Source organism: Variovorax endophyticus, from assembly GCF_025376855.1.
Taxonomy (GTDB): Bacteria; Pseudomonadota; Gammaproteobacteria; order Burkholderiales; family Burkholderiaceae_C; genus Variovorax.
In genome coordinates this window covers 152,962-177,251 of sequence record NZ_JAHUTH010000009.1, presented here as the reverse complement: position 1 = coordinate 177,251, position 24,290 = coordinate 152,962, and the positions used below count along the sequence as shown (strand labels likewise).

Below are 24,290 nucleotides of genomic sequence, written 5' to 3'. Positions count from 1 at the left end.
TGCATTTTGCGGCGAACCGAGGTCCGCCCTCTTGACCGCGGTCTAGTTCGTCGTCTTTGCGCCGCCCTGGAACCAGCGGCCGATCAGTGCACGCTCCTCGTCGGTGATCGAGGTGGCGTTGTTCATCGGCATGATCTTCGTGACCACCACCTGCTGGTAGATGGCCTGAGCGTGGGCGCTCACCTGCTCGGGCGAGTCGACGCGCACGTTCTTCATCTGCACGCTCGCGCCGTGGCACATGTAGCAGCGCTGCTCGAGCACCTTCTGCACGTCCTGGTAGGCCACGGCCGGCGCGCTCGGCGCGGCGGCGGCCACGGGGGCGGCGGGCTCGGGCTTCATCCAGACGATGGTGAGGCCGAGCACGGCCACGCCGACCATCGCATAGGGCAGCGGGTTGCGCGCGTTGCCGAGCTTGAAGCGGTGGCGCACCACGAAGAACTGCCGGATCGCCGCGCCGCCGAGCATGATCAGCAGCAGCACGATCCAGTTGTACTTGTGGGTGTAGGTGAAGCTGTAATGGTTGCTCAGCATCGCGAACAGCACCGGCAGCGTGAAGTAGGTGTTGTGCACGCTGCGCTGCTTGCCGCGCTGGCCGTGCACCGGGTCGACCGGGCGGCCTTCGCGCAGGGCCTGCACGTTCTTGCGCTGGCCCGGGATGATCCAGAAGAACACGTTGCCGCTCATGGTCGTGGCCATCATCGCGCCGACCAGCAGGAAGGCCGCGCGGCCCGCGAACCACTGGCAGGCCAGCCAGGCCGCGAAGGCCACGAAGATCGCGACCAGCACGCCGACGATGGTGTCGCCGTTCTTGCGCCGGCCGAACAGCTGGCAGATGCTGTCGTAGACCATCCAGAACACGACCAGGAAGGCCAGCGCCACGGCGATCGCCGCGCCCGGCTGCCAGTCCATCTTCGACTTGTCGATCAGGTAGGTGCTGGCGTTCCAGAGGTACGACATGGTGAAGAGCGCGAAGCCCGTGAGCCATGTGGAGTAGCTCTCCCAGTACGACCAGTGCAGGTGGTCCGGCAGCTTCTTGGGCGCCAGCAGGTACTTCTGCATGTTGTAGAAGCCGCCGCCGTGCACGGCCCACTGCTCGCCGCCCACGCCCTTGTCGAGCGATTCCTGGTCCTGCGGCTTCTCGAGGCTGTTGTCCAGCATCACGAAGTAGAAGGAGGCGCCGATCCAGGCGATGGCGGTGATGACGTGGACCCAGCGCAGCAGCAGGTTGGCCCAGTCGAGGTAGTAGCTTTCCATGAGGTGCTCTCTCAATCCGCTCGGCGCGGGGGAACGCCGGGCGCGGATGTCTTCGTCCTGCTCACCACTGCGGGCGCTGTAAGCAGAGAAAGTGCCGCGAACGCAGGCTCCGGGTGGGCCTCGCTCCGCTGCGGCAGATACTTGTGGACTGAAAGTGTATACAGTTTTGGCGTGGGGCGGCGTGGTTTTTTGCGGAGCCGGTGCCGGGAAAACCCTGTTCGTGCACCGAAGCGCCCGGCTCAGCCCAGCGATTGCAACAACTGTGCCGCCACCGCGACCGCGATCACCTCGGGCTCCTTGCCCGTGATGCCCGGCACGCCGATCGGACAGGTGACGCGCGCCAGCTCGGCCGCCGTGAAGCCGCGCGCCTCGAGCCGGTGGCTGAAGGTGGCCCACTTGGTCTTGCTGCCGATCAGGCCGATGTAGGGCAGGTCGTCGCGCTCGCGCAGGCGGCGCAGGCAGGCGATCACGATGTCGAGGTCCTCGGCATGGCTGAAGCTCATGATCAGCACGCGGCTGCCGGGCGCGAGCGAGGCCACCGCGTCCTGCACCGGCTCGGAATGCTCGGTCTCGACCTGGGCGGGCAGTTCTTCGGGGAACACGCCGTCGCGGCTGTCGATCCAGCGCACCGAGAACGGCAGGCCCGCGAGCAGCCGCGCGATCGCCGCGCCCACATGGCCGCCGCCGAACAGCGCCACCGGCCGCAAACGCTCGACCAGCGCGCGCCTCAGCTCGGGGATGTCGGTGGCCGAGACGCGCCGGAACGAGAGGAACACCACGCCGCCGCAGCACTGGCCCAGGCTCGGGCCCAGCGGATAGCGCTGGATGCCCTCCATCGCGCGCGCGCCGGCCAGCAGCTCGCGCGCTTCCTGCGTGGCCTGGAACTCGAGCTGGCCGCCGCCGATGGTGGCCGTGAGGCCCTCGGCCCAGACCGCCATCCAGGTGCCGGCCTCGCGCGGCGCCGAGCCCTGCGTGGATTCGACGCGCACCAGCACCGCGTCTTCGTCGCGAAGACGGGCCAGCAGTTGGTCGACCGCGCCGTTCATGAGGGATACCTTCGGTTGCCGGCGAGTGAGGGACTCACGGTATAAACCCGGCGATGAATTTTCAGCCCACGACGCGCCGCCTTGCCCTGGCGGTGTCTTTCCTCGCCGCGCTCTGGCTCGCCGGATGCGGCACCACCGGTTCGGTGCCCGGTCAACTGAGCAAGGCCACCGCCGAACCCGGCGCCAGCGGCCGGCCGGCGCCGCGCGCATCGAATGCCACCAGCGCGCGCGACTACCGGCGCGACGCCGCGCGCCATGTCTACGACCTCAACAGCCGCCGCATCTATGGCGGGCAACTGCCGCCGGTGCTCTACGCGGTCGGCACGCTGCAGGTCAGCCTCGACGGCAGCGGCCGCGTGGTCTCGCTGCACTGGCTGCGCGCGCCCCAGCATGCGCCCGAAGTCATCGCCGAGATCGAGCGCACCGTGCTGCAGGCCGCGCCCTTCCCGGCCGCGTCGCGGCTCGGGCCGGTCGTGTGGACCGACACCTGGCTCTGGGACAAGAGCGGGCGCTTCCAGCTCGACACGCTGACCGAAGGGCAGCTGCAGCAGTAGCGCCCCCGCCGCTCCCCGGACGGGGAGCGGCGAAAAGCCTCCGACAGTCACGCTGTCGGCGTTCACGACCCCCGGTAGGTCGAATAGCTCCACGGGCTCACCAAGAGCGGCACGTGGTAGTGCTGGTCGGCATGCGCCACGCCGAAGTCCAGCGACACCTTGTTGAGGAAGTTCGGCTCGGGCAGCGCCACGCCGCGCGCCTTGAAGTACCCCGCCACGTCGAACACCAGCCGGTAGGTGCCGGTCTTCAGCGTGCTGTTGTCGTAGAGCGGGCCGTCGCTGCGGCCGTCGGCGTTCAGCGTGAAGCGCTTGACCAGCGTGGCGGCATCGCCCTCGGTGGTGAAGAGCGCGACCTCCATGCCGGCCGCGGGGCCGCCATGCATCGTGTCCAGTACGTGGGTGCTCAGGCCCATGGGAGTTTCCTTCGGTCGGTCAGGTGAGAGTGCGGGATATTCCGGTGGACAAAAGTGTATACAGTTGTCGGCTTTCGGTCTATCATGAAAAACATGGAGTCCTCCACCACCCGTTCGATCGTCGATGCGCTCACCCGCGCGATCGTCGACCACCGGCTTCAGCCCGGCACCAAGCTGGCCGAGCAGAAGCTGGCGGACCATTTCGGCGTGTCGCGCACGCTGGTGCGCCAGGCGCTGTTCCAGCTCGCGCAGAACAAGCTGATCCGGCTCGAGCCCGCGCGCGGCGCCTTCGTGGCGGCGCCCGCGGTCGACGAGGCCAAGCAGGTGTTCGCGGTGCGCCGCATGCTCGAGGCCGAGATGACGCGCGAGTTCGTGCGCACCGTCACGCCGGCCAAGATCAAGGCGCTCAAGGAACACGTGGCGCTCGAGAAGTCGGCCGTGTCGGGCGAGGACGTCTCGGGCCGCACCGAGCTGCTCGGCGACTTCCACGTGCGCATGGCCGAGCTCATGGGCAACCAGGTGCTGGCGCAGATCCTCGGCGAGCTGATCTCGCGCTGCGCCCTCATCACGCTCATGTACCAGAGCACCAGCGCCGCCGAGCATTCGAACGACGAGCACGCCGACATCGTCAAGGCGCTGGCCGCGCGCGACGAGGAGCGCGCCGTGCGCCTGATGACCGAGCACCTGCAGCACGTCGAGGCCAACCTGGTGTTCGACCGCAAGGTGCCCACCAGCGACATCTCCCTCGCATTGTCCTGACCCCTTCCACCATGACCGTCTACGACACCACCCTGCCCTACCCGCGCGACCTCGTCGGCTACGGCCGCAACCCGCCCCACGCGCAGTGGCCCGGCAACGCGCGCATCGCGGTGCAGTTCGTCCTCAACTACGAGGAAGGCGGCGAGAACGCCACGCTGCACGGCGACGCCGGCTCGGAACAGTTCCTCTCGGAGATGTTCAATCCCGCGAGCTACCCCGACCGCCACATCAGCATGGAAGGCATCTACGAGTACGGCTCGCGCGTGGGCGTGTGGCGCCTCTTGCGCGAGTTCGAGAAGCGCGGCCTGCCGCTCACCGTGTTCGGCGTCGGCATGGCGCTCGAGCGCCATCCCGAGCTCACCGCCGCCTTCAAGGAACTGGGCCACGAGATCGCCTGCCACGGCTGGCGCTGGATCCACTACCAGAACATCGACGAGGCCACCGAGCGCGAGCACATGCGCCTGGGCATGGAGGCGATCGAGAAGCTCACGGGCGAGCGCGCCCTGGGGTGGTACACCGGCCGCGACAGCCCGCGCACGCGCCGGCTGGTGGCCGACTACGGCGGCTTCGAGTACGACAGCGACTACTACGGCGACGACCTGCCGTTCTGGATGAAGGTGCGCAAGACCGACGGCAGCACGGTGCCGCAGCTCATCGTGCCCTACACGCTCGACTGCAACGACATGCGCTTCGCGCTGCCGCAGGGCTACTCGCACGCCGATCCCTTCTTCCAGTACATGAAGGACAGCTTCGACGCGCTCTACGCCGAGGGCGACGAGGCGCCGAAGATGATGAGCATCGGCATGCACTGCCGCCTGCTCGGGCGCCCGGGCCGCATCGTGGCGCTGCAGCGCTTTCTCGATCACATCGCCAGCCACGAGCGGGTGTGGGTCTGCCGCCGCGTCGACATCGCGCGGCACTGGAAGAAGACCCATCCGTTCGAAGCCTCTTCCCAAGCCTCGCAAGCTTGATTCACACGGAGGACACACGCCATGAGCCTGACCATCGAACAACTGAACGCCGCGGGCGCCGACGAAGCCGTCGCGCTGCTCGACGGCACCTACGAGCACTCGCCGTGGATCGCGCGCCAGGCGCTGGCCGCGCGCCCGTTCCGTTCGCTGCAGCACCTGAAGTACGCGCTCGCGCAGGCCGTGAACACGGCCACCAGGGAAGAGCGCCTGGCCCTGATCCGCGCCCACCCCGAGCTCGCGGGCAAGGCGATGGTCAGCAAGACGCTGACGGCCGAGTCGACCAACGAGCAGGGCAAGGCGGGCCTTACCGACTGCACGCCCGAGGAGTTCGCGAAGATCCAGCGGCTCAACGCCGACTACAACGCGAAGTTCGGCTTCCCCTTCATCCTCGCGGTGCGCGGCCCGCGCGGCACGGGCCTGTCCAAGCGCGAGATCATCGACACCTTCGAGCGCCGCGCCTACAACCATCCCGACTTCGAGCTCGCCGAGGCGCTGCGCAACATCCACCGCATCGCCGAGATCCGGCTGAACGACAAGTTCGGCACCGAGCCGGCGCTCGGCAACCACGTGTGGGACTGGCAGGAGGCGCTCGCGGTGCACAGCGACCCGGGCTTCGCCGAGAAGGGCCAGCTCACCGTGACCTACCTGACCGACGCGCACCGCGCCTGCGCCGCGCAGATCGCGCGCGAGATGCGCGAGGCCGGCTTCGACTCGGTGGAGATCGACGCGGTCGGCAACGTGGTGGGCCGCTACGAGGGCGCGACGCCCGATGCGAAGACGCTGCTCACGGGCTCGCACTACGACACCGTGCGCAACGGCGGCAAGTACGACGGCCGGCTCGGCATCTTCGTGCCCATGGCCTGCGTGCGCGAGCTCAAGCGCCAGAACCGCCGTCTGCCCTTCGCCTTCGAGGTGGTGGGCTTCGCCGAGGAAGAAGGCCAGCGCTACAAGGCCACCTTCCTCGGTTCGGGCGCGCTGATCGGCCACTTCAACCCGGCCTGGCTCGACCAGAAGGACGCCGACGGCATCACCATGCGCGAGGCGCGCGCCCATGCGGGCCTGCGCGAGGAAGACATCGCCAAGGCGCAGCGCGATCCCTCGAAGTACCTGGGCTTCGTCGAGGTGCACATCGAGCAGGGCCCGGTGCTCAACGAGCTCGACATCCCGCTGGGCATCGTGACCTCGATCAACGGCAGCGTGCGCTACGTGGGCGAGGTGATCGGCATGGCCAGCCATGCGGGCACCACGCCGATGGACCGCCGCCGCGACGCGGCCGCGGCCGTGGCCGAGCTGATCCTCTACACCGAGCAGCGCGCCGCGAAGGATGGCGACTCGGTCGGCACCGTCGGCATGCTCGAGGTGCCGAGCGGCTCGATCAACGTGGTGCCCGGGCGCTGCAAGTTCAGCCTCGACCTGCGCGCGCCCAACGACGCGCAGCGCGACGCGCTCGCCAACGACGTGGTGAAGGCGCTGCAGGACATCTGCGAGCGCCGCGGCGTACGCCACACGCTCGAGGAGACCATGCGTGCCTCGGCCGCGCCGAGCGCGCCCGAATGGCAGCAGCGCTGGGAACGCGCGGTCGATTCGCTCGGCGTGCCGCTGTTCCGCATGCCCAGCGGCGCCGGCCACGACGCGATGAAGCTGCACGAGGTGATGCCGCAGGCCATGCTGTTCGTGCGCGGCATCAACTCCGGCATCAGCCACAACCCGCTCGAATCGAGCACCAACGACGACATGGAGCTGGCGGTGCAAGCCTTCCAGCATCTGCTCGACAACCTGAACGGCGCGCCGAGCGCCGCCTGAACCCCATGACCGACTACGCAAAGCTCGACGCCTGGATCGACGCCCACTTCGACGAGGAAGTGAAGTTCCTGCAGCAACTGGTGCAGGTGCCCACCGACACCCCGCCCGGCAACAACGCGCCGCATGCCGAGCGCACCGCCGAACTGCTCGAGGGCTTCGGCCTCGTGGCCGAGAAGCACGCCGTGCCGGCGCAGGACGTGAAGGACTACGGCCTCGAATCGATCACCAACCTGATCGTGCGCCGCAGGTACGGCAAGGACGGCGACGGCGGCCGCACCGTGGCGCTCAACGCGCACGGCGACGTGGTGCCGCCCGGCGAGGGCTGGACCCACGACCCCTACGGCGGCGAGATCGCCGACGGCTCGCTCTACGGACGCGCGGCCGCCGTGAGCAAGAGCGACTTCGCGAGCTTCACCTTCGCGCTGCGCGCGCTCGAAGCGGTCGCGAAGCCGACCAGGGGCGGCGTCGAACTGCACTTCACCTACGACGAGGAATTCGGCGGCATCCTCGGCCCGGGCTGGCTGCTGAAGAACGGCCTCACCAAGCCCGACCTGATGATCGCCGCGGGCTTCAGCTACGAAGTGGTCACGGCCCACAACGGCTGCCTGCAGATGGAAGTGACGGTGCACGGCAAGATGGCGCATGCCGCCATTCCCTCCACCGGCATCGACGCGCTGCAGGGCGCGGTGAAGATCCTCGAGGCGCTCTATGCGCAGAACACGCTCTACCAGCAGGTCAGCTCGCAGGTCGAGGGCATCACGCACCCCTACCTCAACGTCGGCCGCATCGAGGGCGGCACCAACACCAACGTCGTGCCCGGCAAGGTCGTGTTCAAGCTCGACCGCCGCATGATCCCCGAGGAGAACCCGGTCGAGGTCGAGGCCTCGATCCGCCAGGTCATCGCCGACGCGGCGGCCTCGTTCCCGGGCATCACGGTCGAGATCAAGCGCCTGCTGCTGGCCAATTCGATGAAGCCGCTGGCGGGCAACAAGCCGCTGGTCGAGGCGATCCAGAAGCATGGCGGCGAACTGTTCGGCGAGCCGATCAAGGCCATGGGCACGCCGCTGTACACCGACGTTCGCCTCTATGGCGAGGCCGGCATCCCGGGCGTGATCTACGGCGCCGGCCCGCGCACCGTGCTCGAGTCGCATGCCAAGCGCAGCGACGAACGCGTGGTGCTCGAGGACCTGCGACGCGCGACCAAGGTGATCGCGCGCACGCTGAGCGACCTGCTGGCCTGAGTCTCAGGCGGCCACGCGATACCGCCCCGGCGCCACCCCGAAGCAGCGCCGGAACCAGCGCGAGAAATGCGCCTGGTCGGCGAAGCCGCATTCGGCCGCCACGTCCTTCAGGGCCACGCCCTCGCGCAGCAGCGCCTTGGCGCGGCCGATGCGCGCATGCCGCGCGTAGTGCGCGGGCGTCATGCCCACGGCCTCGCGGAAGGCACGCTGAAAGTGCTCGCGCGACACGCCCATGCGGCGCGCGAGCGCGGCCGGATCGATGCGGCAGGCATCCTCCCCGGCGAGCAGCGCGCAGATCTCCGCCACGCGCGCATCGGGCGCCGGCGGCTGCAGCGCCATGAGTTCGGGGCCGGCCTGGGCACGCAGGATGCGCTCGACCAGGTGGGCGATGCCCGCGCCGTCCGCTGCCGTGGCGGCGGCAGCGAGGGCCCCGGCCAGTTCCGAATCGGGCAGCACCTTGCGCCGCAAGGCACCGCGCGAATCCGCCGGCCAACCCAGCCGCGCCGCGACCCAGCCGTGCGGCACATAGAGCATCACCATGCGGAAGCTGCGCCGGCTCACGCCCGCTGTGTGCAGCATGTAGGGCGCCATCAGCACCAGCTCGCCCGCATGGGCCACGAGCGCCTCGCCATCGCAGGTGAACTCGCAGTGGCCCTCGAGGATGGCGCCCACGCTCCATTCGGGATGCCAGTGCGGCGCGAAGCGGGCGCGCGGCTCGGCCGCGAACAGCGCCTCCACGCGCAGGCCCTCGCCCGAGGGCAGCACGACCAGGCGGGAGGACGGCGGCGGCGCGGCGACGGCGGTCATCGCGCGAGGGTAGCGCAGCAGCGCCCTCGACACGATCGCCGCGGGCATCGGCTTCGACCTAGGCAGCGAAGGCACCGCGCACCGTGAGCCCCATCCAGCCGGCCGTGGCCTGGGTGGCGCGCACCTCGCCGAGCAGCGCGAGCTCCTCCACCGGATGGTCGTGGAAGCGCAGGGTGGCGCTGCCCGCGCTCCAGCCCGACTCCACGCGGTCGACGATGTCGGCGCGCAGGTGGCGCGGCACCGGCACCTCCCGCGGCCGCGTCAGGTCGGGCCAGCCGATCGCGCCGATGGTCGGCGCGCGCAGGAAACCCAGCCGTTCGCCGGGCTCGCCGTTCAATGTGACGCTGGCATCGACCAGCCGGCGCTCCTTCACGCTGAGGCTGGCGCCGAGCCGGCTGCCTTGGCCCAGCGAGGCGGCCGCCGGATGGACGATGGGCAGGCTGCGCGTGACCCAGGTCTGGCCGATCTTCTTGGGCCAGCCCTGCAGCCAGCCGCGCAGCAGCGAGATGTCCTGGTCGACGTAGATGAAGGGGCAGCAGAAGCGCTGTTCGCCCGGAGGGCCTTCGATCTCGAGCACGACGATGGTCTCTCGGTACTGCGCATAGACGGGATCGAGCAGCTCCGCGCCATCGGCGCCGCAGAACTGCCAGTCGGCGAAATGCACGCAGCCCTGGCCGGTGGCCCGGCCGAGCCCGGCGGGCAGCAGCGCGGCGGCGCGTTCGGCCTCGAAGGCGAAGGCCACGTTGACCAGCCAGCCGGCGTAGTGCCAGGGCGGCGCCTGCACGAGCGCGCTGCGGCCGGAGGCGGTGAAGGGGGGCGAGAACGGGGTGGGCATCGGAGGCGGTTCACGAAAGTGGAAGACCGCCTCACGATAGGACGCCCGCGCGCGGGCGTCTTGTACGCCAGTGATCCCGCCGCGGCGCCCCTTGCCTCAGTCCGCCGTCGCGAACGCGCGCGCGATCTCCTGCGTCACCTGGAGGAAGCGCGCCATTTCCGCCATCGAGTTGCAGTGCAGCGGCGACACGCGCACCGTGCCCTCGAGCCCGAAGGAATCGAGCATGCGCTTCGAGTAGATGCTCGCGGCCGTGCGCTCGTAGACCGTGACGCCGCGCAGCCCGTACTCGTGCACGGCGCGCGTGCAGTCCAGGCCGTCGAAGCCGATGCCCAGGATCAGGTCGCGCCGGCTCAGGTCCGGGTGGTCGAGGAACACGCGCACGCCCGGCATGGCGCGCAGGCCCGGCTGGCCGTCCACGCCCTCGAGCAGCGCCGCGAGCAGCGCGCGTTCGTGCAGCTCGATGTGCTCGATGCCGGCCGCGAACAGCTCGCGCCGCCCGGTGGCCTCGCTGAAGTGGCCGCCGAGCCAGCAGACGTAGTCGACGATCTCGCTGACCACCGCGAACTGCCAGGGCGCCACGCTGCCGAGGTCCCAGTGGCCGGCCTTCTTGCCCGCGAGCTTGTGGTGCGGCAAGGCCGCGGCGCGCTCCGACATCCAGGCGATGCCCGAGCCGCGGCAGCCGAAGAACTTGTAGGGCGCGAGGTTGATGCCGTCCACCGGCGTCTTCTGCAGATCGATCAGCCCGTGCGGCGCATGCTGCACCGCGTCCACCACGATGTAGAGATCGGGCTTGACCTCGCGCGCGCGCCGCACGATGGCCTCGATGTCGAGCTTCGCGCCCGAGATGTTCGAGGCGTAGATCACGTTGAGCAGGCAGGTGTTGGCATCGACCAGCCGCACGATCTCGTCGACGTCGATGCCGCCGGTCTCGGGGTTGCTGCGCGCCACGCGCAATTCGCGGCCGGTGCGCTCGGCATAGAGCGCCATCGCGTCGTAGGCCGAGGGATGCTCGAGCACGGTGGTCACCATGTTCGTGCCGCCCACGTTCTCGGCCACCGCGCGCACCATGTCGAACATGGCGCCCGAGGCGGTGAGCGCCGCGAAGATGCTGCCGCCCTCGGCATTGAGGATCGTGCGCACGTCGTCCCAGCCGCGCGCCTGCACGGCCTGCAGCTCGAGCGCGGTCTCGTGGATGCGCTCGGTGTTGTCGGGCACCGCGTCGATGGCCGCGAAGCGCTCGATGGCGGCCTTGAGCCGGAACGAGCCGCCCGCGTTGTCGAAGTACAGGCGCTCGCGCCCGTGGTGGTCGCGCTCCACCAGCAGGAAGCGCTCGCGCACCTCGCGCATCAGCGCGGCGGAGAAGGCCAGGCCGCGCGGATGCTGCGCGCCGGTCGGGGAAGAAAAGGAGGAAGAAGCGCTCACGCTCACACGCCCTTGTTGTTCGGGTTCTTGTAGGTCTCGCGCACCGCGTCCGACATCGGGAAGTCGAGGCTCACGTTGCGCGGCGGGATCGGCTGCGTGAACCAGCGCGCATAGAGCTTGTCGATCTCGCCCGACTTCATGAGGCCGGCCACGGTCTGGTCGACGATCGCCTTGAACTCGGGATCGTCCTTGCGCAGCATGATCCCGTAGGGCTCCTGGCGCAGCGATTCCTTCAGCAGCTTGTAGTCGCCCGCGTTGGGCTGGTTGGCGATCAGGCCGGCGAGCTGCACGTCGTCGAGCACGTAGGCCGCGGCGCGGTCGCTCGCGAGCAGCAGGAAGGCATCGGCCGTGTCCTTGCCGGCGATCTCCTGCACGTCGATGCCGTTCTTGCGCGCGCCGCGCAGCAGCTGGATCGAGGTGCTGCCGGCCACGGTGGCCACGGTCTTGCCCTGCAGGTCGGCGAAGCTGTTGATGCCCGAACTCTTCTTGACCGCCGCCGTGATGTTGGTGACGAAATGGCTGGGTGCGAAGTCCACCTGCTGCTGGCGCTGCGTGGTGTTGGTGGTGGTCGCGCAGTCGAGGTCCACGGTGCCGTTCTGCAGCAGCGGGATGCGGTTGGTGGAGTTCAGCAGCGTGTAGCGCACGTCGAGCTTCGGCAGGTTCAGCTTCGCCTTCACCGCCTCGACGATCTTCAGGCAGATCTCGTTGGTGAAGCCGATCGGCGCCGCGTCGGCGCTGGTCTTGTACGAGAACGGGATCTGGGTGTCGCGGCTGCCGATCTGGATGGTGCCGCTGTCCTTGATCTTGCGCAGCGTGCCGCTGTCCTGGGCGGCGGCGACGCCGCAGGCCACTACGAGGGCGATGCCGAGTGCGGCGGGGCGTGCGAAGGCGCGTGGGAAGTGCATGGTGAAGTCCTTGGCCGTGTGGGTTGAATACGAAAGTGGTGGGCGCAACCGGTTCGGAGCGCATCTTCGGCGCGGCCTCAAGTTTCCAAAAGCGATTTTTATTCATCGAAAAAGATCGCTTAAAGTGTTCTGTCGCCCAAGGAACGCACCGCCATGATGACCTTCAAGCAGCTCGAGGCCCTGTACTGGATCGCCCGCCTGGGCGGCTTCGCGCAGGCCGCGAACCAGCTCCACACCTCGCAGTCGGCGGTGTCGAAGCGGGTGCACGAGCTCGAGGCGCTGTTCGACACCGAGCTGTTCGACCGCAGCCAGCGCAGCGCGCGGCTCACCGAGAAGGGCGAGGAGATGTACGTGCTCGCGCAGAAGCTGCTGGCGCAGCGCGACGCGGCGGTCGAGCAGTTCGGCAAGCCCGGCGTGGTGGAGCGCCGGCTGCGCATCGGCGTGACCGAGCTCACGGCCATGACCTGGCTGCCGCGGCTGGTGCGGCTGATCCAGCAGCACTACCCGAAGGTGATCCTCGAGCCCGACGTCGACGACAGCCTGCAGCTGCGCGACAAACTGCTGGCCGACGAGCTCGACCTGGTGTTCCTGCCCGACAGCTTCGCCGACGCGCGCATGGCGAGCAAGGCGATCGGCGAGGTGAAGAGCGCCTGGATGTGCAAGCCCGGCGTGGTGCCCACCGACGCGCCGCTGCGGCTGCACGAGCTGGCGCGCCAGCGCATGCTGGTGCAGGGCGGCAACTCGGGCACGGGCCGCGCCTACGACGCCTGGATGAAGGAACAGGGCGTGCAGCCGGCCGACACCATCGTGGTCAGCAACCTGATCGCGCTGGTCGGTCTCACGGTGTCGGGCCTGGGCGTGAGCTACCTGCCGCGCGAATGCCTGCGGCCGATGGTGGCCGCCGGCATGCTGGCCGAGATCGAGGTGGCGCCGGCCCTGCCGGTGGTGCGCTACGTGGCGATGCACAAGGGCGAGCACCGCAGCGCGCTGACCTCGTCGATCGTGATGCTCGCGCAGTCCTGCTGCGACTTCACGCGCATGTTCCAGGCGCAGGCCGACGATGCGGTGACGGGCTGATGTCGCGGGTCATGCCGCGGGCATGACGGCGGCGTGACTTTCAAAAATCTTTCATGGGCGCGTCATGGCGCGCACCGAGACTGCAGCGCGTTCCCGGCGCCCGCGCGCCGGGTCCGTCCCCGAGCGCCGCGGCATCGCCGTGGCTGCCTCGTGCTCCTCTCCGCGTTCCTGTTTCCGTCTTCATGAAATCCCTGCCTTCCCTCCCCGGCCTGCCGCTGTCGCGCCTCGCCTTCTCGCTCGTGCTCGGCACGGCCCTGCTCGCCGGCTGCGGCGGCGGTTCCGACAGCAGCGTGCTGTTCGGCGGCCTGCCCGCCGCGCCGGCGCCCGCCCCGGCACCCGCGCCCCCGGCCCCGCCGCCCGCGCCGGTCGCCGAAGCCGGCCGCTGGACCGTCGGCGACCTGCACGTCCACACGTACCAGTCGGACGACACGCAGCAGATCTCCACGCTCGACCAGGTGCTGGCCAAGGCCTTCGACCGCTTCGGCCTGGACTGGGTCGCGATCTCGGACCACCTGCGCCTCTCGTCCTACGACAACGCCGGCAACAAGCTGCCGGCGCAGATCCCCTTCTCCGAGGGCATGGCCAAGTACCAGGTGCCACGCATCAAGGCGCTGCAGGCCGGCGGCAAGTACGCCGACAAGACCATCTTCGCCTCGGCCGAGTGGGACATGCCCGCGCACGATCACGGCAACGTCGGCATCCTGACCGACAGCCCGATGTCGGACGCCGCGCTCAAGGCCGTGAGCCAGTTCGAATACCTGTTCACCAACCGCGACGCCGCGCTGTTCCCGGCCGCCGACGTGGCCGCCTGGGGCCCGAAGGCCGGCACCGGCTACAACACCCATGCCGAGACGATGCAGGCCGTGGCCTGGCTCAAGAAGAACTACCCGGCCACCAGCTACCTGCAGATCAACCATCCCTCGCGCAACCCCGGCAAGTACACGATCGCGCAGCTGCGCGAGATGAACGACCTCGCGCCCGACATCGTGTTCTCGCTCGAAGGCATGGTCGGCAACCAGATGGAGCCCGACCGCGGCGGCTACAACAGCGCCTACATCGACGCCAACCTGCCCTCGCGCACCTATGGCGGCGTCGACTACCTGGTGGCCAAGCTCGGCGGCACCTGGGACGCGCTGCTGTCGGAAGGCCGCCGGATCTGGAACGTGGCCGACTCCGACTACCACTTCACCACCTCGCAGGGCCTCTACAGCAGCGGCTACGCGCCCGGCGAGTACGCCAAGAACCACCTGTTCGGCGACATCAAGGATCCGAAGTCGCTGCTCGCGGCGATGCGCGCGGGCCGGCTGTTCGCGGTCAACGGCGACCTGATCGATGCGCTCGACTTCCGGGTGGAAGGCAGCAAGGGCGCCGGCCGGATGGGCAGCGAACTCGCGGCCGCCGCGGGCGAGGAGCTGCGGATCACCGTGCGCTTCAGGAGCCCCGAGCGCAACAACTTCGAGTACCAGCTCGGCAGCGGCCTCTACGCCAACGTCAAGCCCGTGGTCGACCACATCGACCTGATCGCGGGCGACGTGACCGGCCGCGAGCAGCCCGGCACGCCCGGCTACGACCGCGCGACCAATCCGTCGACACGCGTCGTCAAGCGCTTCACACGCGCCGACTGGAAGCTCGACGCCGAGGGCTACTACGCCGCCAGCTTCACCGTGAAGGCCGGCGCCAACCAGTACTTCCGGCTGCGCGGCACCAACCTGGGGACCGACGTGCCCGGCGAGACCGCCAACGGCGAGCCGCTGCCCGACGCGCGAACCGAGGGCAACGACAACGTGGCGCGCTTCAACGCGATCAACGCGCGCAACTACGCCGACCTCTGGTTCTATTCGAACCCGGTGTTCGTGAAGGTGGCGGCGAAGTAGGCCCGGCCCGTCTTCCCCCTCCCTTTCCGCGCGAGAGCGCCGTGGCCCCTGGGCCCGGCGCTCTTTTTCTTGCAGCGGCGGTCCGAGCCCGCCCGTCCGCGCCTCAGGGAATCTACGGATATATGAATATCTGGATGATCTTGATTGTGCTCAGTTTTTGTATACAAATAACGAACTCAAAAACGGGCGCACAAATTGCGTCGCAAGCAGGTCCTCCAACGCAACCCAATCGAAGAGACGAGGTAAAGACCATGAGCACAGCCGTCAGCCAGACGCCCGCCGGGGCCAGCGCAGCCAGCGCCCCGGCGCATGCCGAATCGAATGCCCTCATCAAGCCCGGCTACCACCCGCGCCTGACCAACGAGGACCTCGCGCCGCTCAAGAAGCAGACCTGGGGGCAGTACAACATCTTCGCGTTCTGGATGTCCGACGTGCACAGCGTGGGCGGCTACATCACGGCCGGCAGCCTGTTCGCGCTCGGCCTGTCGAGCTGGCAGGTGCTGGTGTCGCTGCTGGTGGGCATCGTGATCGTGCAGATCTTCTGCAACCTGGTCGCCAAGCCCAGCCAGGTGACCGGCACGCCCTACCCCGTGATGTGCCGCGCCTCCTTCGGCGTGCTCGGCGCCAACATCCCGGCCATCATCCGCGGCCTGATCGCGGTGGCCTGGTATGGCGTGCAGACCTACCTCGCCTCGGCCGCCTTCATGGTGCTGGCGCTGCACATGTTTCCCAACCTCGCCCCCTACGCCGACCTGGCGCAGCACGGCTTCGTCGGCCTGTCGACGCTGGGCTGGGTCGCCTTCATGGTGATGTGGGTGCTGCAGGCCTTCGTGTTCTGGCACGGCATGGACGCGATCCGCAAGTTCATCGACTGGGCCGGTCCGGCGGTCTACGTGGTGATGGCCATCCTGTGCGGCTGGCTGGTGTGGAAGGCCGGCTGGAAGAACATCGACCTGAACCTCGGCGGCATCAAGTTCCAGGGCTGGGACGCGCTGCCGGTGATGCTGTCGGCCATCGCGCTGGTGGTTAGCTACTTCAGCGGCCCGATGCTCAACTTCGGCGACTTCTCGCGCTACGGCAAGAGCTTCGACGCGGTGAAGAAGGGCAACTTCTGGGGCCTGCCGGTCAACTTCGTGTTCTTCTCGCTGCTGACCGTGATCACCACCGCCGCCACGCTGCCGGTGTTCGGCGAACTGATCACCGACCCGGTGCACACCGTGGGCAAGATCGACAGCACCACCGCCGTGGTGCTGGGCGCGCTGACCTTCATGATCGCCACCATCGGCATCAACATCGTCGCCAACTTCGTCTCGCCGGCCTTCGACTTCTCGAACGTGGCGCCGCAGCACATCAGCTGGCGCACCGGCGGCATGATCGCCGCCGTGGGCTCGGTGTTCCTCACGCCGTGGAACCTCTACAACAGCCCCGAGGTCATCCACTACACGCTCGACGTGCTGGGCTCGTTCATCGGCCCGCTGTTCGGCATCCTGATCGCCGACTACTACCTGGTGCGCAAGCAGCAGATCGACGTGGATGCGCTCTACAGCATGAGCACGCAGGGCAAGTACTGGTACAGCGGCGGCTACAACCCGAAGGCGATCCAGGCGCTGATCCCCTCGGCGATCGTGCCGATCCTGTGCGTGATGGTGCCGACCCTGCGCGGCGCGGCCAACTACGCCTGGTTCATCGGCATGGCGCTGGGCTTCGTGATCTACGCGCTGCTGAACCGCAACACCAAGAGCTGAACACACTGCAAGAGAAAGGGAGCGCACCGTGCGCATCAAGATCATCAACCCCAACACCACCTGGAGCATGACCGAGAAGATCGGTGCCTGCGCCCGCGCGGTGGCGCACGCCGGCACCGAGATCGTGGCCGTGAGCCCGGCCATGGGCCCGGTGTCCATCGAGAGCCACTACGACGAGGCGCTGGCCGTGCCCGGGCTGCTGCAGGAGATCGCGGCCGGCGAGCGCGACGGCATCGACGGCTACGTGATCGCCTGCTTCGGCGACCCGGGCCTGAAGGCCGCGCGCGAGCTCGCGCGCGGGCCGGTGGTGGGCATCGCCGAGGCCGCGATGCACCTGGCCAGCATGGTCGGCAGCCGCTTCAGCGTGGTCACCACCCTGGGGCGCACCATCGGCCAGGCCTGGCACCTGGCGGAGATCTACGGCATGGAGCGCTTCTGCGCCAACGTGCGCGCCTGCGAGCTGCCGGTGCTCGAGCTCGAGGAGCCGGGCTCGCGCGCGCGCGAACGCATCGTCGAGGAATGCCGGCGCGCGCTCGAGGAGGACGGCTCCGACTGCATCGTGCTCGGCTGCGCCGGCATGACCGACCTGTGCGAGCACATCGGCGAACTGCTCGGCGTGCCGGTGATCGACGGCGTGGCCGCGGGCACGCAGCTGATCGAATCGCTGGTGCGGCTCAAGCTGCGCACCAGCAAGCGCGGCGAGCTCGCGCGGCCGCTGCCCAAGACCATGGTCGGCGCGCTCGAAGGCTTCACCCTCGCGAGGCCATAGCAGCATGTGCGCCCGGCACCGGCTTGCGCCAAGCGACAATCCACCGATGCCCCGCGCACGTTCCACCCCCGCTCCTTCCCCCGCCGCGCCGGTTGCGTCCGGCGACGCCCCGGCCGCCGCCAGCGAGAAGGCGGACAAGGCCAGCTCCATCGAGAGCATCGCCCAGGACATCGCCACCGCCATCGTCGAGAAGCGCCTGCCGCCCGGCACCTGGCTGCGCGAGGAGGCGCTGGGCCGCGTCTATTCGGTGAGCCGCACCAAGGTGCGCGCGGCGCTCCTGATGCTGTCGAAGGACAAGCTGATCGAGATCATTCCCGACAAGGGCGCCTTCGTCTGCCAGCCCACCGTGGAGGAAGCGCGCGAGGTGTTCGCGGTGCGCCGCATCCTCGAGCGCGAGGTGGTGCGGCTGTTCATCGCCAACGCGCGGCCGCGCGACTACCAGGCGCTCGACCAGCACATCCGCTTCGAGCGCAACGCGCTGCGCCAGACCACCACCATGGGCACGGTGCGCGAGAAGCTGCTGGGCGACTTCCACGTCGCGCTGGCCGAGGCCACGGGCAACCACACGCTGGCCGAGCTGGTGCGCGAGCTGGTCGCGCGCAGCTCGCTGATCGCGATGCTCTACCACTCGTCGAACGATCCGCACTGCTCGTCCGACGAGCATGCCGACTTCCTGCGCATCTGCCGCACCGGCGACGTGGAGGCCGCCGTGAACTGCATGATCGAACACCTCGACCGCATCGAGGCCAGCCTCGAGCTCGGCACCGGCAAGCCCGACCGCCAGCTCGACCTGGTGAAGGCGCTGCTGGCCTGAGGAGCGCGCGCATGGCGGCCCACGACACCGGTCTCGCGCTTCGGCGCCTGCGGCTGCTGCGCGGCTTCAAGCAGAGCCATTTCGCGCAGCTCATGGGCGTGCACCAGGCCACGGTGTCGCGCTGGGAGCGCGGCGACCTGCCGCTGTCGAAGGCGCAGCAGGCGGCCGCGCACCGGCTGCTGGCCGCGGCGCGCGATCCTAGCCAGGACGCGGCGCTCAAGCGGCTGGTGGAGTCGTCCACGCGCAAGGTGCACCTGATCTGCGACCGCACGCACCGGCTGCTCGCGGCCTCTCCCGCGCGCCAGTCCGAATGGCGCGCCGACCCGGCCGAGTTCATCGGCCGCTCGCTGATCGGCTATGCCTCGCAGGAGATCCTCGCGGCCGAGGCCACGCTCGCGGACCGCGGCTGGCACGAGGGCGAGCTGGCCACGCTCGAGATCGCGACCGCCGGCACGCTCGACCCCGTGATCCCGATCCTGCCGGGCCGCGTGCTGTGGGAACGCATCGCGCTGGCCGACGGCAGCGCGGGCCGGCTCGTTACCACCATCGCCTGAGGGCGGACCGCCCCACGCATAACTTATGCGTGGACGGGGCGCGCGGCCTCGCGCTAGCCTCGCGGTTTCGAGAATCCCCATCGCAGGAAGGAAACCGTTCCCATGACCACCCTGGTCACCGGCAGCGCCGGCCATCTCGGCGAAGCACTGATGCGCCATCTGCGCGCGCACCCCGACACCCTGGGCGAGGCCCGCGGCATCGACCTGCTCGCCTCGCCCTTCACCGACCGCACCGGCTCCATCGCCGACCGCGGCTTCGTGCGCGAGTGCATGCGCGGCGTGCGCACCGTGCTGCACACCGCCACCCTGCACAAGCCGCACGTGGCCACGCATGCGAAGCAGGACTTCGTCGAGACCAACATCGCGGGCACGCTCGCGCTGCTCGAGGAGGCGGTCGCGGCCGGCGTGCAGGCCTTCGTGTTCACGAGCACCACCAGCAGCTTCGGCTCGGCGCTCACGCCGGCCGCGGGCGAGCCCGCCGCCTGGATCACGGAAGACGTGACGCCGATCCCGAAGAACATCTACGGCGCGACCAAGACCGCGGCCGAGGACCTGTGCCAGCTGTTCCATCGCGAGCACGGCCTCCACGCGATCGTGCTGCGCACCTCGCGCTTCTTCCCCGAGGACGACGACGATCCGCGCGCGCGCGAACGCCACTCGCTCGAGAACGCGCAGGCCAACGAGCTGCTGCACCGCCGCGCCGACATCGCGGACATCGTCGATGCGCACCTGTGCGCGGCACGGCGCGCACCGGCACTGGGCTTCGGCCGCTACATCGTCTCGGCCACCACGCCCTTCGCGCGCGACGAGCTCGAGCTGCTGCGCAGCGATGCGCCGGCCGTGCTGCGCCGGCATTTCCGGGACTGCGAGGCGCTCTACGAACGGCGCGGCTGGACCCTGCCCGCGCAGCTCGACCGCGTGTACGTGAACGAACGCGCGCGGCGCGACCTGGGCTGGGCGCCGAAGCACAACTTCGCGCAGGTGCTGCAAAGCCTGCGCGAGGGCCGCGATTTCCGCAGCGACCTGGCGCACGCCGTGGGCAGCAAGGGCTACCACGCGCAGCGCTTCGAAAACGGTCCCTACCCCGTGGCCTGAACCCGCCGCGGCACGGCCTCCGGCCCACTCGGGCCCTCCGGGTTTTCCTCAGTCCGGATTGCCGCATAAATTGTATACAGTTTCGCGTACACCAGATGCGGTGGACGCGCCCGACGACTGCGCGCCGCACCTCTCCCTGTCTTTCTCTCATTGCCGCAGCAGGAGATTCACGATGACGGCCGACTCCCTTTCCTCAGTCCATCCGGTGGACCAGCGCCTGCCCGCCGGCAAGCTCACCGCCCTGGGCCTGCAGCACGTGCTGGTCATGTACGCGGGCGCGGTCGCGGTCCCGCTGATCGTGGGCCGCGCGCTCAAGCTCTCGCCCGACGAGGTCGCGCTGCTGATCTCGGCCGACCTGTTCTGCTGCGGCATCGCCACGCTGATCCAGGCGCTCGGCGCCACGCAGTGGTTCGGCATCAAGCTGCCCGTGATGATGGGCGTGACCTTCGCCTCGGTGGCGCCCATGGTGGCCATCGCCAATGCCAACCCGGGCCAGAACGGCGCGCAGCTGCTGTTCGGCGCCATCATCGGCGCGGGCATCGTCTCGATACTGATCGCGCCCTTCGTGAGCCGCATGCTGCGCTTCTTCCCGCCGGTGGTCACGGGCACCATCATCGCGGTGATCGGCATCAGCCTGATGCGCGTGGGCATCAACTGGATCTTCGGCAATCCCGTGGGCCCGACGGCGCCCGCGCTGGTCGACCCGGTCTACGCCAAGTGGCTGGCCGAGGTGACCTCGCCCGGCAGCTCCATCCCCGCCGTGCCGAAGGGCTTCGCGATCATGCCCACCGTGCCCAACCCCAAGTACGCCGACCTCTCGGGCCTGGGCGTGGCCGCGCTGGTGCTGGTGTCGATCCTGCTGATCGTGAAGTACGCCAAGGGCTTCGTCGCCAACATCTCGGTGCTGCTGGGCATCGTCATCGGCGCGGTCGTGGCCTCGCTCACCGGCCTCATGACCTACGAGAAGGTCGGCAAGGCCGCGTGGTTCGACATCGTGCTGCCCTTCCACTTCGGCATGCCGCAGTTCGACCCGATCCTGATCCTCACGATGACGCTGATCATGGTGGTGGTGATGATCGAATCGACCGGCATGTTCCTCGCGCTCGGCGAGATGACCGAGCGCAGGATCTCGCAGCAGGACCTCGCCAAGGGCCTGCGCACCGACGGCCTGGGCACGCTGATCGGCGGCATCTTCAACACCTTCCCCTACACCAGCTTCTCGCAGAACGTGGGCCTGGTCGCCGTCACCGGCATCAAGAGCCGCTATGTCTGCGTGGCCGGCGGCATCATCCTGATCGTGCTGGGCCTGCTGCCGAAGATGGCGGCGCTGGTGGAGTCGCTGCCCACCGTGGTGCTCGGCGGCGCGGGCCTCGTGATGTTCGGCATGGTGGCCGCCACCGGCATCCGCATCCTCTCGGGTGTGGACTTCAAGCACAACCGCCACAACGCGATGATCGTCGCGGTCTCGATCGGCGTCGGCATGATTCCGCTGATCGCGCCCAACTTCAAGCAGTGGATGCCGCATGCGATCCACTCGCTGATCGAGTCGGGCATCCTGCTCGCATCGATCGCGGCGGTGCTGCTGAACCTGTTCCTCAACGGCGCGAAGCACGACGAGCAGGCGGTGATCGCGGCCGCCAAGCATGCGGATGCGCACTGAGCCGCTGCACGCCACGACGAACGAAGGGGCCGACGGCCCCTTTTTTCATGCAGCGCGCACGGCCTCTGCTAGACCGCGTGCGCCGGCACGCCGCGCTGCGAAGCATGCCAGCCGAGCAGCCGCTCCTCGGCCAGCTCGATCCCCTTGAACAGCACCACGCCGAGCACGCACAGCAGCGCGAGCGCGACGAACACGGTGGAGGTATCGAAGCTGCCCTGCGCCACCAGGATCACGTGGCCCAGACCCGATTCGCCGGCCACGAACTCGCCCACGATGGTGCCCACCAGCGCGAAGGACACGCCGACCTTCATGCCCGCGAACAGGCTCGGCAGCGCATTGGGAAAGCGGATCTTCCAGAGGATGCGCCCGCGCGTGGCCTTGTTGACCCGCGCCATGTCGAGCATGTCGGGGTCGGTGGAACGCAGCCCCAGCACGCAGTCGATCAGGATCGGGAAGATCGCGATCAGCATCGCGATCGCCACCTTGGGCAGCGCGCCGGTGCCCATCCAGATCACGAACAGCGGCGCGAGCGCGACCTTGGGCACGGCATTGAGCGCCACCAGCAGCGAGTAGAGCGTGCGGTCGAGGAAGCGCGAATAGACGATGCCGATGGCCGCGGCCACGCCGAGCACCACGGCCAGCACGAAGCCGTACAGGGTGGTGAGCAAGGTGTCGAGCGTCTCGCGCAGCAGGTAGCCGGGCTGCGCGAGGAACTGCCCGATGATCTTCGAGGGCGCGGGCAGCAGGAAGTCGCGGATGCCGAGCAGACGCACGCACGCCTCCCAGGCCACGAGCAGCACGGCGAGCGTGAGCAGGGCCTGGCGGCTGCGCTCGGTGTGGTTCCAGAGTGTCTTCATGGTCAGTAGGCGCCCAGTTCGCGGAAGGTTTCCTTGATGCGCGACACGTAGGCCGCGAACTCGCGCGTCTCGCGCACGTCGAGGCCGCGCGGCCGCTCGAGCTCGATCGGCAGGATGTCGGCGATGCGACCGGGTCCGCGCGCCATCATCACCACGCGCCCGCCGAGGTACACGGCCTCGGTGATCGAATGGGTGATGAAGATCACCGTCTTGCCGGTCGCCATCCAGGTGCGCTGCAGCTCCGCGTTGAGCGCATCGCGCGTGAAGGGGTCGAGCGCGCCGAAGGGCTCGTCCATCAGCAGCAGCTGCGGATCGAGCAGCAGCGCGCGGCAGATCGACACGCGCTGGCGCATGCCGCCCGAGAGCTCGCGCGGATAGCGGTCCATGAAGTCGGCCAGGCCGAACAGGGCCAGCAGTTCGCGCGCGCGCGGCGCATGCCGTGCACGCTCGAGACCGTGGAACTCGGCGGCCGCCAGCACGTTGTCGAGGATGCTGCGCCATTCCAGCAGCAGGTCGCGCTGGAACACCACGCCCATGTTGTCGGGTGGCTCGGTGATCGGCACGCCGTCGAGCGCGAGCCGGCCGCTGGTGATCGGCTCGAGCCCGGCGATGCAGCGCATCAGCGTGCTCTTGCCGCAGCCGCTCGGGCCCACGATCGAGACGAACTCGCCGCGCGCGACGCCGAGGCGCACGTCCTGCAGCGCGGTGATCGGCTTGCGGCCGGACTGGTAGACCTTGTGGAGGCCGTCGATCGACAGGAAATCGGCCACGTGGGGGGCTCCGCGCGCGGGCGCTTCAGACGGAAAGGAGCGCATTGGTGTAGTAGTCGGAGGGTTTGCGGCCCGGCTTGATCTGGCCGGTCTGTTCCATCGAGCGGATCGCCGCGGCCCAGTCGGCGTCGGACTGCTGGCCGATCGGCAGGTTCTTGTCGCCCGGGCTCTGGAAGAACGGGCGGTAGGCCACGAGCTGTCCCTTGAGCACCTCGGGGTCGAGGCGCGCATTGGGCCGCTGCGCCACGATGGCGGCCACCGCCTCGTCGATGTGGTTGTCGTGGATGTACTGCCAGGCGCGCAGCTGCACGCGCGTGAACTTCGCGATCGCGGCCTGCTTCGATTCGATCGCCTTCGGCGTCGTGGCCAGCCCGTAGCTCGGAAAGCTGATGCCGCTGTCGGCCAGCAGCAGCGCGCTGGCCTTGCGGGTCTTCAGCACCATCGGCTGGCCGAACGGGGCCTGCGACATGAAGCCGTCGCTGTTGCCCGAGGCATAGGTCGAGATCATCGCGCTGGGCGTGACCATCACCAGCTCGATGCTGCTCTTGCTCATGCCGTTGGCCTTGAGGAAGGGCTCGATGAACGGCGCCCACGGGCTGGTCGTGAAGCACACGATCTTCTTGCCCGCGAGCTCCTTCGGCGACTTCACGCCCTGCGCCGCGTCGGTCATGACGGCGAGGTCGCCGGTGCGCGCGAAGCCGGCGATCGAGACCAGCTCGAGCCCGTTCTCCTTCGCCACCGCCATGGTGCCGAGCGCCACCTGGCCCACGTCGACCTGCCCCGCCGCGAGCAGCTGCAGCGTCGAGATGGTGCCGGTGCCGTCCTGCACCTCGACCTCCAGGCCCTCGTCCTTGAACCAGCCCTTCTGCTGGGCCAGGTGCACCGCGCCGTGCATGCCCCAGGGCGAGAAGTCCATGCGCACGCGCAGCTTGGTGGCCCCCTGCGCCTGCGCCGTTCGCAGGCCGAGGGACAGCGCCGGGAGCGCGGCCATCGCCGCGAGGCCTTGGGTCAACGTACGTCTTTTCATCGCTTACCTCTGCTTCTTCGTCATGGGGTGGTGGGGGA

The 24,290-nt window shown here is 69.0% G+C and carries 23 protein-coding genes; 13 read left to right on the top strand and 10 right to left on the bottom strand.

Annotation, left to right across the window (positions count from 1 at the left end; genetic code table 11):
• Nucleotides 1-42 precede the first annotated feature (42 nt).
• Nucleotides 43-1,254, bottom strand: coding sequence for a urate hydroxylase PuuD (locus KV106_RS14250; RefSeq protein WP_057596535.1), 1,212 nt, complete (start codon nt 1,252-1,254; stop codon nt 43-45).
• Nucleotides 1,255-1,493: 239 nt separating this feature from the next.
• Nucleotides 1,494-2,300 carry a xanthine dehydrogenase accessory protein XdhC gene (gene xdhC, locus KV106_RS14245; RefSeq protein WP_057596534.1) on the bottom strand — a complete coding sequence of 269 codons (807 nt, stop codon included), beginning with the start codon at nt 2,298-2,300 and terminating at the stop codon, nt 1,494-1,496.
• Between the two features lie 53 nt (nt 2,301-2,353).
• Here xdhC and KV106_RS14240 point away from each other — a divergent pair, with 53 nt between their 5' ends.
• Entirely contained in the window at nt 2,354-2,854 is a 501-nt protein-coding gene (locus KV106_RS14240) for a hypothetical protein (protein ID WP_261210794.1), read from the top strand.
• A 62-nt stretch (nt 2,855-2,916) separates the two neighbouring features.
• Here the strand turns inward: KV106_RS14240 and uraH are convergent, their stop codons facing one another.
• Nucleotides 2,917-3,267: a hydroxyisourate hydrolase gene (uraH, locus tag KV106_RS14235; RefSeq protein WP_203202341.1), complete on the bottom strand. Its 351-nt coding sequence runs from the start codon at nt 3,265-3,267 to the stop codon at nt 2,917-2,919.
• An 84-nt stretch (nt 3,268-3,351) separates the two neighbouring features.
• Here uraH and KV106_RS14230 point away from each other — a divergent pair, with 84 nt between their 5' ends.
• Genes KV106_RS14230 through KV106_RS14215 form a run of 4 tightly spaced genes read left to right on the top strand, consistent with a single transcriptional unit; the run spans nt 3,352 to nt 8,041 of the window.
• Nucleotides 3,352-4,026 (top strand): GntR family transcriptional regulator, encoded by a 675-nt coding sequence (locus tag KV106_RS14230; protein ID WP_057596531.1) that lies wholly within the window; start codon nt 3,352-3,354, stop codon nt 4,024-4,026.
• Nucleotides 4,027-4,037: 11 nt separating this feature from the next.
• The gene (puuE, locus tag KV106_RS14225; protein WP_057596530.1) at nt 4,038-4,997 is read left to right on the top strand and encodes an allantoinase PuuE; all 960 of its coding nucleotides are present in this window, start codon (nt 4,038-4,040) and stop codon (nt 4,995-4,997) included.
• A 21-nt stretch (nt 4,998-5,018) separates the two neighbouring features.
• Complete coding sequence (uraD, locus tag KV106_RS14220) at nt 5,019-6,800, top strand: 2-oxo-4-hydroxy-4-carboxy-5-ureidoimidazoline decarboxylase (RefSeq protein WP_261210793.1); 1,782 nt, start codon at nt 5,019-5,021, stop codon at nt 6,798-6,800.
• Between the two features lie 5 nt (nt 6,801-6,805).
• Nucleotides 6,806-8,041, top strand: coding sequence for a M20 family metallopeptidase (locus tag KV106_RS14215; protein ID WP_093340503.1), 1,236 nt, complete (start codon nt 6,806-6,808; stop codon nt 8,039-8,041).
• Between the two features lie 3 nt (nt 8,042-8,044).
• Here the strand turns inward: KV106_RS14215 and KV106_RS14210 are convergent, their stop codons facing one another.
• From KV106_RS14210 to KV106_RS14195, 4 genes are all read right to left on the bottom strand, one after another.
• Nucleotides 8,045-8,896, bottom strand: coding sequence for a helix-turn-helix transcriptional regulator (locus tag KV106_RS14210; protein ID WP_261210792.1), 852 nt, complete (start codon nt 8,894-8,896; stop codon nt 8,045-8,047).
• A gap of 10 nt (nt 8,897-8,906) precedes the next feature.
• The gene (locus KV106_RS14205; protein WP_261210791.1) at nt 8,907-9,683 is read right to left on the bottom strand and encodes an acetoacetate decarboxylase family protein; all 777 of its coding nucleotides are present in this window, start codon (nt 9,681-9,683) and stop codon (nt 8,907-8,909) included.
• A 96-nt stretch (nt 9,684-9,779) separates the two neighbouring features.
• The gene (locus tag KV106_RS14200) at nt 9,780-11,030 is read right to left on the bottom strand and encodes an aminotransferase class V-fold PLP-dependent enzyme (RefSeq protein WP_261210858.1); all 1,251 of its coding nucleotides are present in this window, start codon (nt 11,028-11,030) and stop codon (nt 9,780-9,782) included.
• Between the two features lie 77 nt (nt 11,031-11,107).
• A complete protein-coding gene (locus tag KV106_RS14195; RefSeq protein ID WP_261210790.1) occupies nt 11,108-12,010 on the bottom strand; it encodes an amino acid ABC transporter substrate-binding protein in 903 nt (300 codons plus the stop codon).
• 156 nt (nt 12,011-12,166) lie between these two features.
• Here KV106_RS14195 and KV106_RS14190 point away from each other — a divergent pair, with 156 nt between their 5' ends.
• The 8 genes from KV106_RS14190 to KV106_RS14155 all read left to right on the top strand — a co-directional run bounded on the left by KV106_RS14190 (nt 12,167) and on the right by KV106_RS14155 (nt 21,598).
• Nucleotides 12,167-13,087, top strand: coding sequence for a LysR family transcriptional regulator (locus tag KV106_RS14190; protein WP_261210857.1), 921 nt, complete (start codon nt 12,167-12,169; stop codon nt 13,085-13,087).
• A 182-nt stretch (nt 13,088-13,269) separates the two neighbouring features.
• Nucleotides 13,270-14,961 carry a CehA/McbA family metallohydrolase domain-containing protein gene (locus KV106_RS14185; RefSeq protein WP_261210789.1) on the top strand — a complete coding sequence of 564 codons (1,692 nt, stop codon included), beginning with the start codon at nt 13,270-13,272 and terminating at the stop codon, nt 14,959-14,961.
• A gap of 251 nt (nt 14,962-15,212) precedes the next feature.
• A complete protein-coding gene (locus tag KV106_RS14180) occupies nt 15,213-16,706 on the top strand; it encodes an NCS1 family nucleobase:cation symporter-1 (RefSeq protein WP_261210788.1) in 1,494 nt (497 codons plus the stop codon).
• A gap of 28 nt (nt 16,707-16,734) precedes the next feature.
• The gene (locus KV106_RS14175) at nt 16,735-17,475 is read left to right on the top strand and encodes an aspartate/glutamate racemase family protein (RefSeq protein ID WP_057591522.1); all 741 of its coding nucleotides are present in this window, start codon (nt 16,735-16,737) and stop codon (nt 17,473-17,475) included.
• A gap of 46 nt (nt 17,476-17,521) precedes the next feature.
• Nucleotides 17,522-18,289 carry a GntR family transcriptional regulator gene (locus KV106_RS14170; protein ID WP_261210787.1) on the top strand — a complete coding sequence of 256 codons (768 nt, stop codon included), beginning with the start codon at nt 17,522-17,524 and terminating at the stop codon, nt 18,287-18,289.
• An 11-nt stretch (nt 18,290-18,300) separates the two neighbouring features.
• Entirely contained in the window at nt 18,301-18,843 is a 543-nt protein-coding gene (locus KV106_RS40090; protein ID WP_409976520.1) for a helix-turn-helix domain-containing protein, read from the top strand.
• A gap of 102 nt (nt 18,844-18,945) precedes the next feature.
• Entirely contained in the window at nt 18,946-19,938 is a 993-nt protein-coding gene (locus KV106_RS14160; RefSeq protein WP_261210786.1) for an NAD-dependent epimerase/dehydratase family protein, read from the top strand.
• A gap of 172 nt (nt 19,939-20,110) precedes the next feature.
• Entirely contained in the window at nt 20,111-21,598 is a 1,488-nt protein-coding gene (locus KV106_RS14155; protein ID WP_261210785.1) for a nucleobase:cation symporter-2 family protein, read from the top strand.
• Between the two features lie 68 nt (nt 21,599-21,666).
• Here the strand turns inward: KV106_RS14155 and KV106_RS14150 are convergent, their stop codons facing one another.
• The 3 genes from KV106_RS14150 to KV106_RS14140 are packed head-to-tail and all read right to left on the bottom strand — an operon-like array spanning nt 21,667 to nt 24,252.
• Entirely contained in the window at nt 21,667-22,455 is a 789-nt protein-coding gene (locus KV106_RS14150; RefSeq protein ID WP_057591526.1) for an ABC transporter permease, read from the bottom strand.
• A gap of 2 nt (nt 22,456-22,457) precedes the next feature.
• Nucleotides 22,458-23,225, bottom strand: coding sequence for an ABC transporter ATP-binding protein (locus KV106_RS14145; RefSeq protein WP_261210784.1), 768 nt, complete (start codon nt 23,223-23,225; stop codon nt 22,458-22,460).
• A 25-nt stretch (nt 23,226-23,250) separates the two neighbouring features.
• Nucleotides 23,251-24,252 (bottom strand): ABC transporter substrate-binding protein, encoded by a 1,002-nt coding sequence (locus KV106_RS14140; RefSeq protein WP_261210783.1) that lies wholly within the window; start codon nt 24,250-24,252, stop codon nt 23,251-23,253.
• Nucleotides 24,253-24,290 lie beyond the last annotated feature (38 nt).

Bases quoted from the DNA above. Each gene is read 5' to 3' on its own strand.
- KV106_RS14185 (WP_261210789.1), top strand. From the start codon at position 13,270: ATGAAATCCCTGCCTTCCCTCCCCGGCCTGCCGCTGTCGCGCCTCGCC.
- xdhC (WP_057596534.1), bottom strand. From the start codon at position 2,300: ATGAACGGCGCGGTCGACCAACTGCTGGCCCGTCTTCGCGACGAAGAC.
- KV106_RS14215 (WP_093340503.1), top strand. From the start codon at position 6,806: ATGACCGACTACGCAAAGCTCGACGCCTGGATCGACGCCCACTTCGAC.
- KV106_RS14250 (WP_057596535.1), bottom strand. From the start codon at position 1,254: ATGGAAAGCTACTACCTCGACTGGGCCAACCTGCTGCTGCGCTGGGTC.
- KV106_RS14190 (WP_261210857.1), top strand. From the start codon at position 12,167: ATGACCTTCAAGCAGCTCGAGGCCCTGTACTGGATCGCCCGCCTGGGC.
- uraD (WP_261210793.1), top strand. From the start codon at position 5,019: ATGAGCCTGACCATCGAACAACTGAACGCCGCGGGCGCCGACGAAGCC.
- puuE (WP_057596530.1), top strand. From the start codon at position 4,038: ATGACCGTCTACGACACCACCCTGCCCTACCCGCGCGACCTCGTCGGC.
- KV106_RS14230 (WP_057596531.1), top strand. From the start codon at position 3,352: ATGAAAAACATGGAGTCCTCCACCACCCGTTCGATCGTCGATGCGCTC.
- KV106_RS14205 (WP_261210791.1), bottom strand. From the start codon at position 9,683: ATGCCCACCCCGTTCTCGCCCCCCTTCACCGCCTCCGGCCGCAGCGCG.
- KV106_RS14170 (WP_261210787.1), top strand. From the start codon at position 17,522: ATGCCCCGCGCACGTTCCACCCCCGCTCCTTCCCCCGCCGCGCCGGTT.
- KV106_RS40090 (WP_409976520.1), top strand. From the start codon at position 18,301: ATGGCGGCCCACGACACCGGTCTCGCGCTTCGGCGCCTGCGGCTGCTG.
- KV106_RS14140 (WP_261210783.1), bottom strand. From the start codon at position 24,252: ATGAAAAGACGTACGTTGACCCAAGGCCTCGCGGCGATGGCCGCGCTC.
- KV106_RS14155 (WP_261210785.1), top strand. From the start codon at position 20,111: ATGACGGCCGACTCCCTTTCCTCAGTCCATCCGGTGGACCAGCGCCTG.
- uraH (WP_203202341.1), bottom strand. From the start codon at position 3,267: ATGGGCCTGAGCACCCACGTACTGGACACGATGCATGGCGGCCCCGCG.
- KV106_RS14195 (WP_261210790.1), bottom strand. From the start codon at position 12,010: ATGCACTTCCCACGCGCCTTCGCACGCCCCGCCGCACTCGGCATCGCC.
- KV106_RS14160 (WP_261210786.1), top strand. From the start codon at position 18,946: ATGACCACCCTGGTCACCGGCAGCGCCGGCCATCTCGGCGAAGCACTG.
- KV106_RS14180 (WP_261210788.1), top strand. From the start codon at position 15,213: ATGAGCACAGCCGTCAGCCAGACGCCCGCCGGGGCCAGCGCAGCCAGC.
- KV106_RS14210 (WP_261210792.1), bottom strand. From the start codon at position 8,896: ATGCCCGCGGCGATCGTGTCGAGGGCGCTGCTGCGCTACCCTCGCGCG.
- KV106_RS14150 (WP_057591526.1), bottom strand. From the start codon at position 22,455: ATGAAGACACTCTGGAACCACACCGAGCGCAGCCGCCAGGCCCTGCTC.
- KV106_RS14240 (WP_261210794.1), top strand. From the start codon at position 2,354: ATGAATTTTCAGCCCACGACGCGCCGCCTTGCCCTGGCGGTGTCTTTC.
- KV106_RS14200 (WP_261210858.1), bottom strand. From the start codon at position 11,030: ATGCGCGAGGTGCGCGAGCGCTTCCTGCTGGTGGAGCGCGACCACCAC.